The organism is Phycobacter sedimenti (assembly GCF_038148855.1).
Taxonomy (GTDB): Bacteria; Pseudomonadota; Alphaproteobacteria; order Rhodobacterales; family Rhodobacteraceae; genus Phycobacter; species Phycobacter sedimenti.
Genome location: NZ_JBBVGR010000003.1, coordinates 1 through 15,878, shown reverse-complemented (window position 1 = coordinate 15,878; position 15,878 = coordinate 1). Strand labels below are relative to the sequence as shown.

Here is a 15,878-nt window from a genome sequence, read left to right as displayed (position 1 = left end):
TCCTGCGTGTTTCAGATGGGCAAGCAGGTCAGGACGACAGACCGGCCTCGGCTTCGATCTGCTTGCGGCTTTTCCTGGCGCGTTCGGTGGCGGACTTGAGCTGACCGCAGGCGGCCAGAATATCCTCACCGCGTGGGGTGCGGATAGGAGAGGCATATCCGGCCTGGTAGATGATATTGGCAAAGGCGTGAATGCGGTTGTTCGACGAGCGTTTGTAAGGCGCGCCGGGCCATTCGTTGAAGGGGATGAGGTTCACCTTGGCCGGAATGCCCTTGATCAGCTCCACCAGACGATGCGCGTCTTCGTCGCTGTCGTTCACATCCTTCAGCATCACGTATTCAAAGGTGATGCGTTCGGAGTTGGTCAGGCGCGGATAATCGCGCAGCGCGTTCAGAAGCGCCTCGATGTTCCAGCGCTTGTTGATCGGCACCAGCTTGTCGCGCACCTCGTCGGTGGTGGCGTGGAAGGAGACCGCGAGCAGACAGCCGATTTCCTCGGCGGTGCGGGCGATTTCAGGCACTACGCCCGATGTGGAAAGGGTAATACGGCGGCGCGACAGGGAAATCCCCTCGGGATCCATGGCGATTTTCATCGCGTCACGCACGTTGTCGAAGTTGTAAAGTGGCTCTCCCATGCCCATCAGCACGATATTGGACAGAAGGCGGGTTTCGTCTTTTGGTTCGCCCGGAACCGGCCATTCGTCCAGATCGTCGCGCGCCATCATCACCTGGCCGACGATCTCGGCCGCAGTGAGGTTGCGCACCAGCTTCTGGGTGCCGGTGTGGCAGAAGGAACAGGTCAGTGTGCAGCCCACCTGGCTGGAGATACACAGCGTGCCGCGCCCCTCTTCGGGGATGTAGACCACCTCGACCTCATGCCCGCCTGCAATCCGCACCAGATACTTGCGGGTGCCGTCGGAGGAGACCTGCTTGCTGACCACCTCGGGGATGGCGATTTCGAAGTGTTCGGCCAGCTGGGCGCGATAAGCCTTGGCGAGGTTGGTCATCTCGGCAAAGTCGCGCTTGCCCCACTGATAGATCCACTGCCAGATCTGTCCGACCCGCATCTTGGCCTGTTTTTCCGGCGTGCCATGTTCGATCAGCACCGCGCGCATCTGATCACGGGTGAGGCCCACAAGGTTGATCTTGCCGCCCTCGGGCAATTTACGGGGCAGGGTCAGAACGTCTTGGGTGATCGGCGCGTTGGCGGACATGGGGCGACTCGAATTAAGGGGCTGGATGCGGCTCTATATAGGAGTTTGCCCAAAGATCAAAAGATTTCCTGTGAGATCTGTTGCGTTGGAGGGTGCGGGCCGCGCAAAAAAAGGCCCCGACACCTTATGAAGGCGGGGCCAATTCTATCGCCCGAGTGGGCTGTCCGGCTTACTGCGTGCAGCGCTTTTCGGCGTCTTCGAAGGCGGCGGTGAACCCCAGGAGCGAGAAGCTGTCCTTGGTCTGCGTACCGCGCGCCGAACGCGCCGTAAGGACCGCATCGGCGCCGCGTTTCATCGCGGTGATGATCTTTGCATCATCCGCTGGGGTAGCGGGCCAGGCCCATTCGCCCTCTGTGAAGAGTTCGAATTCCGCGTCCCCGATCACCATGTTCACGGTCGATCCCGGCGCGAAGGGATAGCCGCCGGTAAAGCTGACCTGTCCCTTGTCGCTGTCGTCGGGGCGGAACAGGACGAAAAGTTGAATGTCGCTGCGGCGCACCGCGACGACGCGGCCATCACGCGTGTTCACGGTTTCCTTGGGCGCTGAAACGCCCCAGCATTCTTTTGGGTTGTCGGCCTGGAAGACGCTCCAGTCGACATTTGCGCCAACGCGGTTGTCTGTCGTTGCTTGCTGTGCTTGTGCGGTGGTGGCCAGTGCGGCCATACACAGGCCCGCGGCCAAGCGGACGAGTTTCGATGCCATTTGTCCCGACTCCAAGACTGTCATAACCTCAATTCAAGGGGATGCTTCATGGGTTTGGCAGCGTTAACCGCCGTCTTTACCCGCATTGCCCCGCTTGCCATACAGAAGCACAGTAACGTAACAAGCACCACGGGCGAAAGTGCGTTTTGGCAGGATTTCGCCAAGAAACGAGGCTGATATCATGACGAAACCTGTTCCCATGGCCGAAGTCTGGCGCGGACCACTGCTGGAAAGCTTGCATCTGGGTCACGCGGTGGTCTGTGATGCGAGTGGCCAGATCGTGCGTAGCTGGGGAGATCCGGATGCGGTAATCTACCCGCGTAGTTCGGCCAAGATGATCCAGGCGCTGCCGCTGATGACCTCGGGCGCCGCCGCCAAGTATGGCCTGACGTCCGAGCAACTGGCTCTGGCCTGCGCGTCGCACAACGGAGCCCACATTCATACGGATCGGGTAAACACCTGGTTGGGGCAACTTGGACTCGCTGACGCTGATTTTCGGTGTGGCCCGCAAGAACCTGCCGATATTCCCGCGCGCAACGAGCTGATCAAGACGGATCAGTCTCCCTGCCAGGTGCACAACAATTGCTCGGGCAAGCACGCAGGGTTTCTGACATTGAACCAGCACTTGGGCGCTGGGCCAGAGTACGTGGATGTCGATCATCCGGTGCAACAGGCCTGCCTTTCCGCCTTTGAGGAGGTGACGGGGATGGACAGCCCGGGCTATGGCATCGACGGCTGCTCGGCGCCGAACTTCGCCACCTCTGTGCATGGGCTGGCGCGGGCGATGGGGTGGTTTGCCTCTGCGCATACCCGGTCCGACCGTGCCTCGGAAGGGGCAGCGCAGCTGGTGTCGGCTATGGCCACGCACCCCGAGCTTGTCGCTGGAGAGACACGCGCCTGTACCAACCTGATGCGCGCCATGGGCGGGCGCGTGGCGATCAAGACCGGCGCCGAGGCGGTGTTCGTGGCGATCCTGCCCGAGCAGCAGCTGGGTGTTGCATTGAAGATCGTGGACGGGGCGACGCGCGCCAGCGAATGCGCGATTGCCACAATCCTTGTCGGCCTTGGCGTGCTGGAAGTGGACCATCCGGAGACCCGGAAGTACATGAATGCGCCGCTGCTCAATCGGCGCGGCATCGACTGCGGTGCGATCCGCCCGGCTGACGAGCTCGTTTTCTGAACGGTGAGCGAATTGGTCAAGGGCTCCCGCCCGTCGGGGGCCTTTGGCAAGCCCCCCTCCCGTTGGGCGTGGCGCCGCGCGATGCGCGGCGCGGCGCCCAAGGCTGCCAGCGGGTCCCGGCCCGATGGTCCCTTGCACGCGCAGGCGCGGGAGAACGCCCGTGCTGGGGTTTGCCTGTCTACAGCATGTCGATGATGAGTTTTGCGGCAAGTGCTACCGACGTGACCACCAAAAGGGGTTTGATCAGCCGTGCGCCGATTTTCTGGGCAAGGATGGCGCCCAATCTTGCTCCTGCAATCTGGGCAGCCCCCATGGCAAGACCCGTGATCCACCATGGTGTTGCGACGAATGCAAAAGCGGCCAGGGCACCTGCGTTGGAAGCGAGGTTCAGCAGTTTCGTATGGGCGGTGGCCTTGAGGATCCCGTATCCGGCCAGTGAGACGAAGGCGAGCATGTAGAAACTTCCGGCGCCCGGCCCCAGAAGGCCGTCATAGGCAGCACACAGCGGCACCATGGTTCCGGCAAAAACGGCAGGTGACAGGCGGCGTGCGCGATCAAGATCTCCAAGCCCCTTTTTGAAAGCAAAAAACAGTGCAATGCCTATGAGCAAGACTGGCAGGATCATTCGGATCCATTCGACCGGGAGTACTGACACAAGCAAGGCTCCCAGGATCGAGGCGCCAAAGGCAATCAGTGCAGATCTCCATTGGCTGCGCAGATCCACATGGCCGCCACGCGCATAAGACAGGGCTGCAGTCGCAGCGCCGAATAAGCCCTGTATTTTGTTGGTCGCAAGGGCGGTCACCGGATTGGCCCCGGCAATCAGCAGCACAGGCACCGTGATCAGCCCGCCGCCGCCCGCGATGGCATCAATGAAACCGGCGACAAACCCCGCAGCCATCAGGAGCAGCAGGATGTCCGGGGCAACCTCTGCCACGAGCAGGAATTCGGGCACTGAGATCAGCCTTTGAAGTCGTCCTGGGCATAGCCCTGAACATAGAGGAGCGCGGTCAGATCGCCGTGGTTGATGCGGATGTCGCACTCGGCGGCGACTGACGGTTTTGCGTGAAGTGCAACACCTGCCCCTGCGCGCTTGAGCATGCCAAGATCGTTTGCCCCATCCCCAACGGCAATCACATCCCCTTCGGAAATACCCAGCTGCGCCGTGATCTCTTCCAGAGCGTTCACCTTCGCTTCGCGCCCAAGGATCGGGCGAGCGACCTCCCCGGTGAGCGTACCATCCGCCGCGAGCAAGGTGTTAGCTCGGTTCTCATCAAAGCCGAGCTCGGCTGCGACCTTGGTGGTGAAGGCGGTGAACCCGCCCGAGACCAGTGCCGCATAGGCACCGTCTGCTTTCATCGTCGCCACCAGCTGCGTGCCGCCCGGCATAAGAGAGATCCGGGTGTTCAGCACCTCGGTGATCATGGCCTCGGGCAGTCCTTTCAACAGGCCAACGCGCTCGGTCAGGGCGCCTTCGAAGTCCAGCTCGCCATTCATGGCGCGGGCGGTGATGTCCTTGACGCGCTCGCCGACTCCTGCGACCTCGGCCAATTCGTCGATGCATTCCTGCTGGATCATCGTCGAATCCATGTCCGCAAGCAGCATTTTCTTGCGACGCCCTTCGGAAGGTTGGACCACCAGATCGACAGAGATCTTCTGCAGGTCGTCCCAGACGGTCCACTGGTTGTCCGGTAGTGCCTCAAGCGAGAATTCGGCCGCAACATCGGGTGACAGCCAGCGGGCTTCTCCGCCACCCCATGCATTGCGCAGAGACTCGACCAGCGCGGTCTCAAGGCAGCGGGCCGCAGGGGGGCAGAGCAGGGTGACGGTATACATGGGCAGGCTCCAAGGCGGGAGAGGGCAGGTTTGCTGCTCCTCATAGCGATGCGGGGCCGCAGGGACCAGTCCCTGCGGCGAAAGGTGGCTTCAATGGGACAGGGGATCAGATCTTGCCGTTCTCGGACATCATGACTGCCAGCCAGCGTGTGTTGGGGATTTCGGCCAGGATGATCATCACCATGGCGGTCAGTGGCACCGCCAGGATCGCACCCGTCATCCCCCAGAGTTCGGTCCAGAGCGCCAGTGCCAGAAGCACCGAGAATGGGCTCAGGTTGACCGATTGGCCAAGGTACTTTGGCTCCACGTAGTAACCTATGATCATCTGCGGTGTCATCAGTGTCATCAGCGCCATCGCTGCATGGCCAAAAGAGCCGAACTGGATCAGGCTGATGGTGACCGGAAAGAACACGGCGATGATCGAGCCGATGTAGGGAATGTAATTGAGCAGTCCGATCAGGATCGCCCAGAAGGCCGGATGTGCGATCCCGAGCATCAGCAGGATCGCATAGGAGATGAGACCCAAGACCACGTTCACCAGCGTCTTGGCCGCAAGATACCCGCCGATCTTGTCGTTGATCTTACGCGCCAGTTCGAGCGTGCGTTCTGCATCCTCGGGATCGCTCATTGCCTTGAGCGTTTTTTCCGGCAGACGGTCCAGTTCGGTCAGGATGAACACCGCATATAGCGCTGCGCCCACGATCAGGGTGCCGCCGTTGCTGATCGTGGCAAGCATGGCTGGCATAAGGGTGGTGGCATCGATGAGATCCAGAAGGCTTTCGCCCAGATTGGCCCAGCTCGGGACCTCATCCACGCCCAGATAGGTCAGGAGCTGGTGCTGCAGCTTGTCGAGGTTCGCCGCATATTGTGGCAGCGCCGCAGAAATGGCCGTGGCACTTGCCGTGATGAAAGAGGCCAGCACCATGAAGGCCGCGAGAATCCCCAGCAGAACAAGAAGGCGCCGCAGGGTGCGGGGCAGGCGGCCAATGCCCGGGACCTGGCCCAACACCTCGGCGGCGGTGGTCAGGATATAGACGGCTATGATGGCAATCAGGATCGGCAGGAGGATGGCCTGACCGGCGGTCAGCAACCAGCCCACCATCAGCAAAAGGGCCAGGGAATAGGTGACGAGGGCCAGTCTGCTCATCTGAATTATCCGATTCGATTCTTGTCCTCGAACAGACAACAGCATTGCCCCCATGGCTGCAATGAAACACCGGTTTTGGCAAAACTCTGTTCACGAAGTTTCCGAAAGGCGTCACGACAAGTCGCAATTGCGCGCCAGATCGCCGCAATCTGTCGTTTTTGATATTGCGCGACGCGACAACAGGCCTTAGCTCCGTCGGTGGGACACCCCTCCCCAACGAGGGGCATTTATCTGGAAGGATAGCATAAATGGCTAACCAGCAACCGGCTACGCGGCCGGCCAACCCGCGTTTTTCCTCTGGCCCCTGTGCCAAACCCCCCACATTCGATCTGACCAAACTCGCAGATGCGCCTCTTGGCCGTTCGCACCGTGCCGCTGTCGGCAAGGACAAGCTGAAGGCCGCCATCGAAGGCACCCGCGAAGTTCTGGGGATCCCCGCTGAATACAAGATCGGTATCGTGCCCGCCTCGGACACCGGTGCCATGGAAATGGCCATGTGGAGCCTGCTGGGCGCCCGCGGCGTCGAGATGCTCGCCTGGGAAAGCTTCGGCTCCGGCTGGGTCACGGATGTCGTGAAGCAGCTGAAGCTGGACGCCGTTTCCAAGACTGCCGATTACGGCGAGATCGTTGATCTGGCTTCGGTCGATTTCACCAATGACGTCGTCTTCACCTGGAACGGCACCACCTCGGGTGTGCGCGTCCCCAACGGCGACTGGATCCCGGCGGACCGTGAAGGTCTGACCCTCTGCGATGCCACCTCGGCGGCCTTTGCGCAGGACCTGCCCTGGGACAAGCTGGATGTGACCACCTTCTCCTGGCAGAAGGTGCTGGGCGGCGAAGCGGCCCACGGCATGCTGATCCTCTCCCCGCGCGCGGTGGAGCGCCTGGAAAGCTACACGCCCGCATGGCCCATGCCGAAGATCTTCCGCCTGACCAAGGGCGGCAAGCTGATCGACGGGATCTTCAAGGGCGAGACGATCAACACCCCCTCGATGCTGGCGGTCGAGGACTACCTCTTCGCGCTGGATTGGGCGCGCTCGGTTGGCGGTCTCGAAGGGCTGCAGGCCCGTGCCAATGCCAATACCAAGGCGGTTGCCGATTTCGTCGAACTGCACGATTGGATCGACTTCCTGGCCAAGGATCCGGCGACCCTGTCGAACACTTCGGTCTGCCTGAAGTTCACCGATGCGCGTATCCAGGACGGCGCCGCCTTTGCCAAGGCCGTTGCGAAACGTCTTGAGGCGGAAAACATCGCGCTGGACATCGGCGCCTATCGCGACGCGCCTGCCGGTCTGCGGATCTGGTGTGGCGGCACGGTCGAAACCTCTGACGTGCAGGCCATGCTGCCCTGGCTTGAATGGGCCTTTGAGGCAGAGATCGCCGCGCAAGGCTGATCCAGAAGTGTCCTCGCCCGGCGACACAGCCGGGCGTCTCCCCTTCAAAATTGATGGCCTCTCAGAAGGCCCCCGCACAAAGGACCACCAGACATGGCCCCCAAAGTACTCATTTCCGACAAACTCTCCGAAGCCGCCGTTCAGATCTTCCGTGATCGCGGCATCGAGGTCGACTTCCAGCCCGACCTTGGCAAGGACAAGGACAAGCTGGCCGAGGTGATCGGCAACTACGACGGTCTTGCGATCCGTTCGGCCACCAAGGTCACCGAAAAGATCCTGGAGAACGCGGCCAACCTCAAGGTGATCGGCCGCGCCGGCATCGGCACCGACAACATCGACAAGGAAGCCGCGTCGAAAAAAGGCGTGATCGTGATGAACACGCCCTTTGGCAACATGATCACCACCGCCGAACATGCCATCGCGATGATGTTCGCCGTGGCGCGCCAGATTCCCGAGGCCTCTGCCTCCACCCATGCGGGCAAGTGGGAAAAATCCAAGTTCATGGGGGTCGAGCTGACCGGCAAGACCCTGGGCGTCATCGGTGCGGGCAACATTGGCGGCATCGTCTGCGACCGCGCCCGCGGCCTCAAGATGAAGGTCGTTGCCTATGACCCCTTCCTCGGCCAGGAGAAGGCCGACAAGATGGGCGTCGAGAAGGTCGAACTGGAGGATCTGCTGACCCGCGCCGATTTCATCACCCTGCACGTGCCGCTGACCGATCAGACCAAGAACATCCTGTCGGCCGAGAACCTCGCCAAGACCAAGAAGGGCGTGCGCATTATCAACTGTGCCCGTGGTGGCCTGGTCGATGAGGAGGCGCTGGCGGAACTGCTGAAATCCGGCCATGTCGCCGGTGCGGCTTTCGACGTCTTCTCGGTTGAGCCTGCAACGGAAAACCCGCTGTTCAACCTGCCCAACGTGGTCTGCACCCCGCACCTGGGCGCCGCGACCACCGAGGCACAGGAAAACGTCGCCCTGCAGGTGGCCGAGCAGATGGCGAACTACCTTCTGACCGGCGCTGTCGAAAACGCGCTGAACATGCCGTCGGTGACCGCAGAAGAAGCCAAGGTCATGGGCCCCTGGATCAAGCTGACCGAGCACCTGGGCGCCTTCATCGGCCAGATGACCGATGACGAGCCGATCAAGGCGATCAACATTCTTTATGATGGCTGCGCGGCCGAGATGAACCTTGAGGCGCTGAACTGCTCGCTCATCGCGGGGATCATGAAGTCGATCAACCCGGACGTGAACATGGTCTCGGCCCCGATGATCGCCAAGGAGCGCGGCATCCAGATCTCGACCACCAATCAGGAACAGTCCGGCGCCTTTGAAGGCTATGTCAAGGTGACCGTGGCGACCCCGACGCGTGAACGCTCCATCGCGGGCACCGTGTTCTCGGATGGCAAGCCGCGCTTCATCCAGATCAAGGGCATCAACATCGACGCCGAAGTGGGTGAGCACATGCTCTACACCACCAACAACGACGTGCCGGGCATCATCGGTACCCTGGGCAAGACCATGGGCGATCACGGCGTCAACATCGCGAACTTTACCCTTGGCCGTGCGGTTGCGGGCGGTGAAGCGATTGCGCTCTTGTATGTGGACGGTCTGGTCCCTGCCGAAGCCCGCGCCAAACTGGCGGAAACCGGTCTCTTCAACCAGATCAAGCCGCTTGAGTTCGACGTGAACTGATCTGCACGATCAATCAGAACACAGGAAGCCGCTCCGGAAACGGGGCGGCTTCTGCCGTTCAGGCTGGGTATCAGTCGCGCGCGCGCAGGACCACGATCAGAAAAGCCAGCATGCCGGCCAGGGTCAGCACCGAGCCAAGCTTGGCCAGCGCCTCGGTCTGGCCCGAGATTGCCATTGCGATGCCCGGAACGATCACACCAAGACCGGCAACAGACAATCCGAAATGCAGTTTTGGCAAAACCCCTTGGGCGGCATTCGGCACCAGATGGTAGAAAAAACCGAAGATCGCAAAGCTGACCCAGCCGATGAGATTAAGATGTCCATGCGCGGGTGACAGGCCGTGATCGCCCGATGCTGCCATGTGTATGCCCCAGGCCATGCCGCCAAGCGCTGCGATCACGGCAATCAAAAAGAATGCTGATGATAGTCCCTTCATTGGTCTGTTTCCCCCGTTGAACTCGTTACCCTTGGCTGCCGCATCGTTTTCGTTCCGCTGGAGTGCGGGCCTTGTGTGCGACAGTGGGCATCATTCTGGCCGGGTTTCCGGCTTTGATCCAGTTTTTCCTGACGCCGTGGCCCCCTTGTGATGCGGGCGGGCATGGGTCATCTATTCTGTATCACTGCCAAGGAGATGCCTCATGACCGCGCCGATCTATGCCATTGGTGACATCCACGGACAGCGCGAGATGCTGGAAGAGGCGCTCGATCTGATCGCGGCGGATGGCGGCCCGGAGGCCCGGGTGGTGTTCCTGGGCGATTACGTGGATCGCGGGCCGGACTGCCGGGGCGTCCTGGATCTGCTGATCGATGGGCAGGCGGCGGGCAAGAACTGGACCTGCCTGATGGGCAACCATGACCGCATGTTCTCGATGTTCATGGAGGATTATCCCCGCAATGATGCGCGCCTTCTGGTCGGCTATCACTGGCTGCATGACAAGATCGGCGGGGTTGAGACGCTGGCCTCATATGGGGTTGGTGTCCCGGAGGGCGCGCGCATTCATGAGGTCCACGCCGAGGCGCGCGCAGCGGTGCCAGAGCATCACCGCGCTTTTCTGGAAGGTCTGCCCAGCCATTGCGAAGAAGAGGCGCTTCTGTTTGTTCATGCCGGGATCAGGCCGGGCGTCCCGCTGTCGCAGCAAAGCGAGGATGACAAGATCTGGATCCGCCAGGAATTCCTGAACGATCCACGGCAGCATCCCTGGCTCGTTGTGCACGGCCATACTCATGTTCCTGCTGCCGAACACCGCGGAAACCGGGTGAACCTCGACAGCGGTGCGGGCTTTGGACGCCCTCTGACTGCGGCGGTCTTTGAGGGAGGGAGGTGCTGGAAACTCACGCCCGGCGAGCGAAAAAGGTTAAGACCCGCCTAACCGAAAGAGTGTGCATTTTACGCACAGCTCCTCAGTTTTGTTTCGCATCCCACGTGAAGGTATGCTAACTTATGAATGTGGCTGGTCGTCATTTTGCCAGTTTTATTCTGTTTTTCTTCTCGGTTCTGGGATGATCTTGTTTCGGCGCCGGCCACGCCAAAAAACCAAGTGTATCATGAGTAATGCCGCCCTGATGATGGGCGGCTTTTTCTTTTATATTAGGGGGTTGATGGCTGACTGAGGCGGTGGTTTGCGGTCTGGAAAGGGGTGTTCCAGTCCAGGATTACCTTGCCGCAATGGCCGGATTTCATCGCCGCAAACCCTTTTTGGAACGTTTCTATTCCGAATCGATGCGTGATGACTTCATCGACCTTCAGGCCGTTTTGCAGCATGGCGATCATCTTGTACCAGGTTTCAAATATTTCCCGTCCGTAAACGCCTTTCAAGGTGATCGCCTTGAAGACAATGCGGCTCCAATCGACAGGGGATTTGCCTGGAGGAATACCCAGCAGCGCGATCTTTCCGCCCATGACCAGCGCCTCGACCATCTGGTCCAGTGCGGCCTGGTTGCCGGACATTTCAAGCCCCACATCGAAGCCCTGCGTCATGCCAAGCTCTGCGATCACATCCTTCAGGTCTTCTTTGGCCACGTTGACGGCGCGTACATCGGCGACCTTTTCGGCGAGGGCGAGCCGCTCTGGGTTCACATCTGTAATCGCAACGTGGCGGGCGCCCACGTGACGGGCGACAGCAGCGGCCATGATGCCGATGGGACCGGCGCCTGTGATCAGCACGTCTTCCCCGACCAGATCAAAGCTGAGCGCCGTGTGGACCGCATTCCCCAAGGGGTCCAGAATGGCGCCGATTTCGTCCGGGATCTCATCCGGCAGAGGCACCACGTTGAAGGCGGGCAGGCGCAGGTACTGGGCAAAGGCGCCTTGCTCGTTCACGCCTATGCCACGGGTTTCCGGGTCGAGGTGGAACTTCCCGGCCCGCCATTGACGCGAATGATGGCCGATCAAGTGCCCTTCGCCCGAACAGCGCTGCCCGATCCTGAGGTCCGTCACATTGCGACCCAGTTCGACGATCTCGCCTGCAAATTCATGGCCGGTGATCAGCGGCACGGGCACCGTGCGCTGTGCCCAGTCGTCCCAGTTCCAGATATGGAGGTCCGTTCCGCAGATCCCGGTCATGTTGATCTTGATCAGCACATCGTCCGGGCCGATCTCGGGGACCGGTGCCTCAACCATCCAGAGGCCCTCTTCGGGTCTGGATTTCTCCAGCGCTTTCATTGTGTCTGGACGGCTCATGAGATCACACCCAGCGATTTTCCTACCTTTCCGAATGCGGCAAGGGCGCGGGTCAGCTCGTCTTGCGTCAATGCTGCGTTCATCTGGGTGCGAATGCGCGCCTGACCGCGCGGCACCACGGGGAAGAAGAAGCCCGACACATAGACCCCTTCATCGAACAGCTGCGCCGCCATGTCCTGCGCCAGTTGTGCCTCGCCCAGCATGATCGGTACGATGGGATGCTCGCCCGGCAACAGGTCAAAGCCCAGTTTTTCCAGTCCCGTGCGCCAGAAACGGGTGTTTTCGAACAGGCGCGCGCGCAGGTCCGCGCCTTCTTCGACCAGCCGCAGCGCCTCGATCCCGGCGGCAACGATGGAGGGCGGCAGCGAATTGGAGAACAGATAAGGCCGCGCCCGCTGCCGCAGCAGGTCGATCACTGGCTGCGGCCCGGCGATATAACCGCCGATGGCCCCCCCAAGTGCTTTGCCCAGAGTTCCCGTCAGGATGTCCACATCGACACCGAAATGATCGGGCGTTCCAGCTCCGTTTGGCCCCATGAACCCCGTGGCGTGACAATCGTCCACCATCACCACGGCATCATATTTGTCGGCCAGCGCGCGGATCTCCGGCAGTTTGGCCAGATAGCCATCCATCGAGAACACGCCATCGGTGGCGATCATGATATGGCGCGCGCCATCCTCGCGAGCCTGTTTCAGCCAGGCTTCAAGGTCGTTCATGTCGCTGTTGAGGTAGCGATAGCGCTTGGCCTTGCACAGGCGCACCCCGTCGATGATCGACGCATGGTTGAGGCTGTCCGAGATGATCGCATCCTCCGGCCCCAAGAGCGGCTCAAACAGCCCGCCATTGGCATCGAAACAGGCGGCAAAGAGGATTGCGTCGTCCTTGTTCAGAAACTTCGCCAGCTTCTGTTCCAGTTCCCGGTGGATGTCCTGCGTGCCGCAGATGAAGCGGACCGAGGCCATGCCGAACCCCTTGTCATCCATGACAGTGCAGGCGGCAGCGATCAGATCGGGGTGATCCGCCAAGCCAAGGTAGTTGTTGGCGCAAAGGTTGATGACCTCGCGGTCGCCCACCGTGATTTCGCCCCCCTGCGGGGAGGTGATCATTCGTTCCCGCTTGGTCAGACCTTCGGCTTCGATCGCGTCCAGGGTCTTGGCGATATCGGTCAAAAAGGCGTTGGACATGGGGAATCTCCTTCTACGTCGGAAACGTGTCTATCATAACGGATAGAATTCCCAAATAGGGGATTTCGTGATGATGGAAAATAATCCGTAAAAACGGATAATCTTCCTGAACCTGTCGAATGGGTGGTATTCAAAATCACTGGTGTGCAAGATTGCCAAAGGCGAGTTGGCTAAAGGCGCCTCTGCCTCGCCGTGAGGCTATGGAGTTGAAAAATGACCTACAAACATCCATGGCTCATGGGTGGGCTGATAGGCATTGGGGTTTTCGCGGGTTACCAATTCTGGTGGCGCGTTGAGCGGGGAGAGTACCTCCATATTCTTGGAGATCCGGCTCCACTCCCGATTGCTCTGCTGGCTGCTTTGATTTTTGGTCAGGCGCTGGCCATGATCTGTTGGCTGCTGGCAAACGTGCGCAGCGCGGGCCTTACGGCGTTGCGCCCAACGCGGGGGCGCCTCATCTCAGCCATTTCTTTGGCTCTTGTGACACCGGTTCAGATTGTTGCTTGGTTTCCTTGGATTGTTATCGGGTTGATGCCATTCGCAATGTACCAGCCAAGCTTTCTATGGTCCTTGGTTCCGATACTGTTGCCTGTCTATCCTTTGGCCGCCTTGATCCAATACCACACCTATCAGCGAAAGTGGCTTCGCTTCGGACTCTTCTGCCTGTACTTCTGGGGGGTATATGGGTTCCACATATTGTGGAGTGGTGTCCAGCATTTCCCGTAGGGCACTGCAGGCAGGTGGCTGAGTAAGCGACAGCTCAACCGTTCTTGACGATTAGAAACACACGGGCCGCGCCATCAGATGCCGTGATCTTGTGGGGAATATCGGCTGCATAGCGCGCGGTGTCCCCTGCATGAAGGCGCATATGGGCGCTGCCGGAGGTGACGCTGATATCGCCCTCCAGCACGGTCACATGCTCCGCCGTGCCACGCCCGTGGGGTTGGCTGTCCAGGGTCCCGCCAGCGTCGAACTCGATGTCGTAGACCTCGTGACCCCCGGCGTCCTCGGGCGGGGAGAGGATGCGGATGCGGCAGCCCTGGCCCATGTTGTCGATGGTGGGCACATCGCCCGCGCGCAGCACCTCGATCCGGTCGGTCTTGTCACCGGAATCCAGCAGCCCCGCAAAATCCACCTGCAAGGCACGCGTGAGGTTCCACAGGGTCGCAATCGTCGGGCTCGACTCGCCCCGTTCGATCTGGCTGACCATCGAGCGCGAGACGCCAGACAGATGCGCCACCGCCTCAAGGCTCAATCCCTTGGCGCGGCGCGCCTCTTTCAGGCGTGAGGGCAGCAATGTCAGGATATCGTCTGATTTGTCCGGCATAACGGAAGCCTGCGCCTGATCCGTGAAATTGTCAATGACGGTACGTTTGGCAAGACAGCGGATGCTGCATCTGCATAATGCGCGCAACTGACTCGTGAGGAGAGAAAAAATGACAGATATCGTGATCCTGGACGGCGCCCGGACCGCCATCGGCACCTTTGGCGGCGCATTGGCCAATACCGCGCCCATCGACCTGGCCACAGTGGCCTCCAAGGCGGCGATGGAGCGCTCTGGCGTGGCGCCGGAGCAGATCGGCCATGTGGTCTTTGGCCATGTGATCAACACCGAACCGCGCGATATGTACCTGTCCCGCGTCGCGGCGATGCAGGCGGGCGTGCCCAATGGCACTCCGGCGATGAACGTGAACCGTCTTTGCGGGTCCGGCGCGCAGGCGATTGTGTCCGGCATCCAGTCACTGATGCTGGGCGATGCGGACTACGCACTCACGGGCGGCGCCGAGAACATGTCGCGCAGCCCCTTCATCATGCAGCAGCAGCGCTGGGGCGCGAAGATGGGTGATGTGAAATCGCTCGACATGATGCTGGGCGCGCTGAACTGCCCCTTTGGCACCGGCCACATGGGCGTCACGGCTGAAAACGTCGCGGATGAGCACGACATCACCCGCGAGCAGATGGATGAATTCTCGCTCGCCAGCCAGACCCGCGCGGCAGCGGCGATTGAGGCCGGCTATTTCGCCAGCCAGATCGTGCCCGTCGATGTGAAGGTGAAGCGCGATATGGTGCCGTTCGAGGTGGACGAGCACCCCAAGGCCACCTCGATGGAGGCGCTGGGTGGTTTGCGTCCTGTGTTCAAGAAAGACGGCCGCGTGACCGCAGGCAACGCCTCGGGCATCAACGATGGCGCGGCGGCGATTGTTCTGGCGCGGGCCGAAGCGGCCGAAAAGGCGGGCCTTACCCCCAAGGCACGTGTGGTGGGATACGCCCACGCTGGTGTAAGGCCTGAAGTGATGGGCATCGGCCCGGTCCCCGCGGTGCAGAACCTCCTGAAAAAGACCGGCCTCAAGGCCAGCGATTTCGACGTGATCGAATCGAATGAGGCCTTTGCCGCCCAGGCGCTGGCGGTGAACAAGGAGCTGGGTCTGGACCCCGCGAAAGTGAACCCGAACGGCGGCGCCATCGCGCTGGGCCACCCGGTGGGCGCAACCGGCGCGATCATCACCATCAAGACTCTGTATGAGCTGGAGCGCACCGGCGGCAAGCTGGGTCTCATCACCATGTGCATCGGCGGCGGCCAGGGTATCGCCCTGGCGATCGAACGTTTCTGATCTTAATACCTGCGTGCGTGGCACTCCCGCGCGCGCTCGGGATCCGGCGGCTGCGCCGTCGCACCCCTTGCACCCTTGGGCCCCGGGGGGGGGGGGGGGGGGGGGGGGGGGGGGCGCGGGGGGGGGGGGGCCCCCCCCCCCCCGCCCCCGCCCGCGGGGGCCCCCCCGGCGCGGGCCCGTGGGGTTACAACCACAGAGAGAAATAAAAAAAGACCACCAACCCCCAACAACCCCCCC

Annotated in this window: 15 protein-coding genes; 6 read left to right on the top strand and 9 right to left on the bottom strand. The window is 61.1% G+C overall.

Annotated elements, in window-relative coordinates:
• Positions 1–28: 28 nt before the first annotated feature.
• Complete coding sequence (rlmN, locus tag AADA15_RS05750) at positions 29–1,213, bottom strand: dual-specificity RNA methyltransferase RlmN (RefSeq protein WP_341640598.1); 1,185 nt, start codon at positions 1,211–1,213, stop codon at positions 29–31.
• A 169-nt stretch (positions 1,214–1,382) separates the two neighbouring features.
• The gene (locus AADA15_RS05745) at positions 1,383–1,916 is read right to left on the bottom strand and encodes an invasion associated locus B family protein (protein ID WP_341640597.1); all 534 of its coding nucleotides are present in this window, start codon (positions 1,914–1,916) and stop codon (positions 1,383–1,385) included.
• Positions 1,917–2,097: 181 nt separating this feature from the next.
• On the opposite strand from AADA15_RS05745, the gene AADA15_RS05740 reads away from it, so the two are divergent.
• Positions 2,098–3,096: an asparaginase gene (locus AADA15_RS05740; protein WP_341640596.1), complete on the top strand. Its 999-nt coding sequence runs from the start codon at positions 2,098–2,100 to the stop codon at positions 3,094–3,096.
• A 178-nt stretch (positions 3,097–3,274) separates the two neighbouring features.
• On the opposite strand, the gene AADA15_RS05735 is transcribed toward AADA15_RS05740, so the two are convergent.
• The 3 genes from AADA15_RS05735 to AADA15_RS05725 all read right to left on the bottom strand — a co-directional run bounded on the left by AADA15_RS05735 (position 3,275) and on the right by AADA15_RS05725 (position 6,079).
• Positions 3,275–3,997 (bottom strand): TSUP family transporter, encoded by a 723-nt coding sequence (locus tag AADA15_RS05735; RefSeq protein ID WP_437343183.1) that lies wholly within the window; start codon positions 3,995–3,997, stop codon positions 3,275–3,277.
• A gap of 59 nt (positions 3,998–4,056) precedes the next feature.
• Positions 4,057–4,932, bottom strand: coding sequence for a phosphoserine phosphatase SerB (serB, locus tag AADA15_RS05730; RefSeq protein WP_341640595.1), 876 nt, complete (start codon positions 4,930–4,932; stop codon positions 4,057–4,059).
• A 106-nt stretch (positions 4,933–5,038) separates the two neighbouring features.
• Positions 5,039–6,079, bottom strand: a complete 1,041-nt coding sequence (locus AADA15_RS05725; protein WP_341640594.1) for an AI-2E family transporter — start codon at positions 6,077–6,079, stop codon at positions 5,039–5,041.
• 248 nt (positions 6,080–6,327) lie between these two features.
• Between AADA15_RS05725 and AADA15_RS05720 the strand changes: the two genes are divergently transcribed.
• Both AADA15_RS05720 and serA read left to right on the top strand, forming a co-directional pair.
• Positions 6,328–7,473, top strand: a complete 1,146-nt coding sequence (locus AADA15_RS05720) for a phosphoserine transaminase (RefSeq protein WP_341640593.1) — start codon at positions 6,328–6,330, stop codon at positions 7,471–7,473.
• 93 nt (positions 7,474–7,566) lie between these two features.
• A complete protein-coding gene (gene serA, locus AADA15_RS05715) occupies positions 7,567–9,165 on the top strand; it encodes a phosphoglycerate dehydrogenase (RefSeq protein ID WP_341640592.1) in 1,599 nt (532 codons plus the stop codon).
• Between the two features lie 70 nt (positions 9,166–9,235).
• Here the strand turns inward: serA and AADA15_RS05710 are convergent, their stop codons facing one another.
• Positions 9,236–9,601: a hypothetical protein gene (locus AADA15_RS05710; RefSeq protein ID WP_341640591.1), complete on the bottom strand. Its 366-nt coding sequence runs from the start codon at positions 9,599–9,601 to the stop codon at positions 9,236–9,238.
• A gap of 202 nt (positions 9,602–9,803) precedes the next feature.
• On the opposite strand from AADA15_RS05710, the gene AADA15_RS05705 reads away from it, so the two are divergent.
• Positions 9,804–10,535, top strand: coding sequence for a metallophosphoesterase family protein (locus AADA15_RS05705; RefSeq protein ID WP_341640590.1), 732 nt, complete (start codon positions 9,804–9,806; stop codon positions 10,533–10,535).
• A gap of 218 nt (positions 10,536–10,753) precedes the next feature.
• Here the strand turns inward: AADA15_RS05705 and tdh are convergent, their stop codons facing one another.
• Positions 10,754–11,827, bottom strand: coding sequence for an L-threonine 3-dehydrogenase (gene tdh, locus AADA15_RS05700; protein WP_341641005.1), 1,074 nt, complete (start codon positions 11,825–11,827; stop codon positions 10,754–10,756).
• Between the two features lie 14 nt (positions 11,828–11,841).
• Positions 11,842–13,029: a glycine C-acetyltransferase gene (locus AADA15_RS05695; protein WP_341640589.1), complete on the bottom strand. Its 1,188-nt coding sequence runs from the start codon at positions 13,027–13,029 to the stop codon at positions 11,842–11,844.
• 213 nt (positions 13,030–13,242) lie between these two features.
• On the opposite strand from AADA15_RS05695, the gene AADA15_RS05690 reads away from it, so the two are divergent.
• Positions 13,243–13,755, top strand: coding sequence for a hypothetical protein (locus AADA15_RS05690; protein ID WP_341640588.1), 513 nt, complete (start codon positions 13,243–13,245; stop codon positions 13,753–13,755).
• 34 nt (positions 13,756–13,789) lie between these two features.
• Here AADA15_RS05690 and AADA15_RS05685 read toward each other — a convergent pair whose 3' ends face one another.
• Positions 13,790–14,356, bottom strand: a complete 567-nt coding sequence (locus AADA15_RS05685) for a helix-turn-helix domain-containing protein (protein WP_341640587.1) — start codon at positions 14,354–14,356, stop codon at positions 13,790–13,792.
• Positions 14,357–14,465: 109 nt separating this feature from the next.
• On the opposite strand from AADA15_RS05685, the gene AADA15_RS05680 reads away from it, so the two are divergent.
• Positions 14,466–15,641 (top strand): acetyl-CoA C-acyltransferase family protein, encoded by a 1,176-nt coding sequence (locus tag AADA15_RS05680; RefSeq protein ID WP_341640586.1) that lies wholly within the window; start codon positions 14,466–14,468, stop codon positions 15,639–15,641.
• Positions 15,642–15,878: the final 237 nt, after the last annotated feature.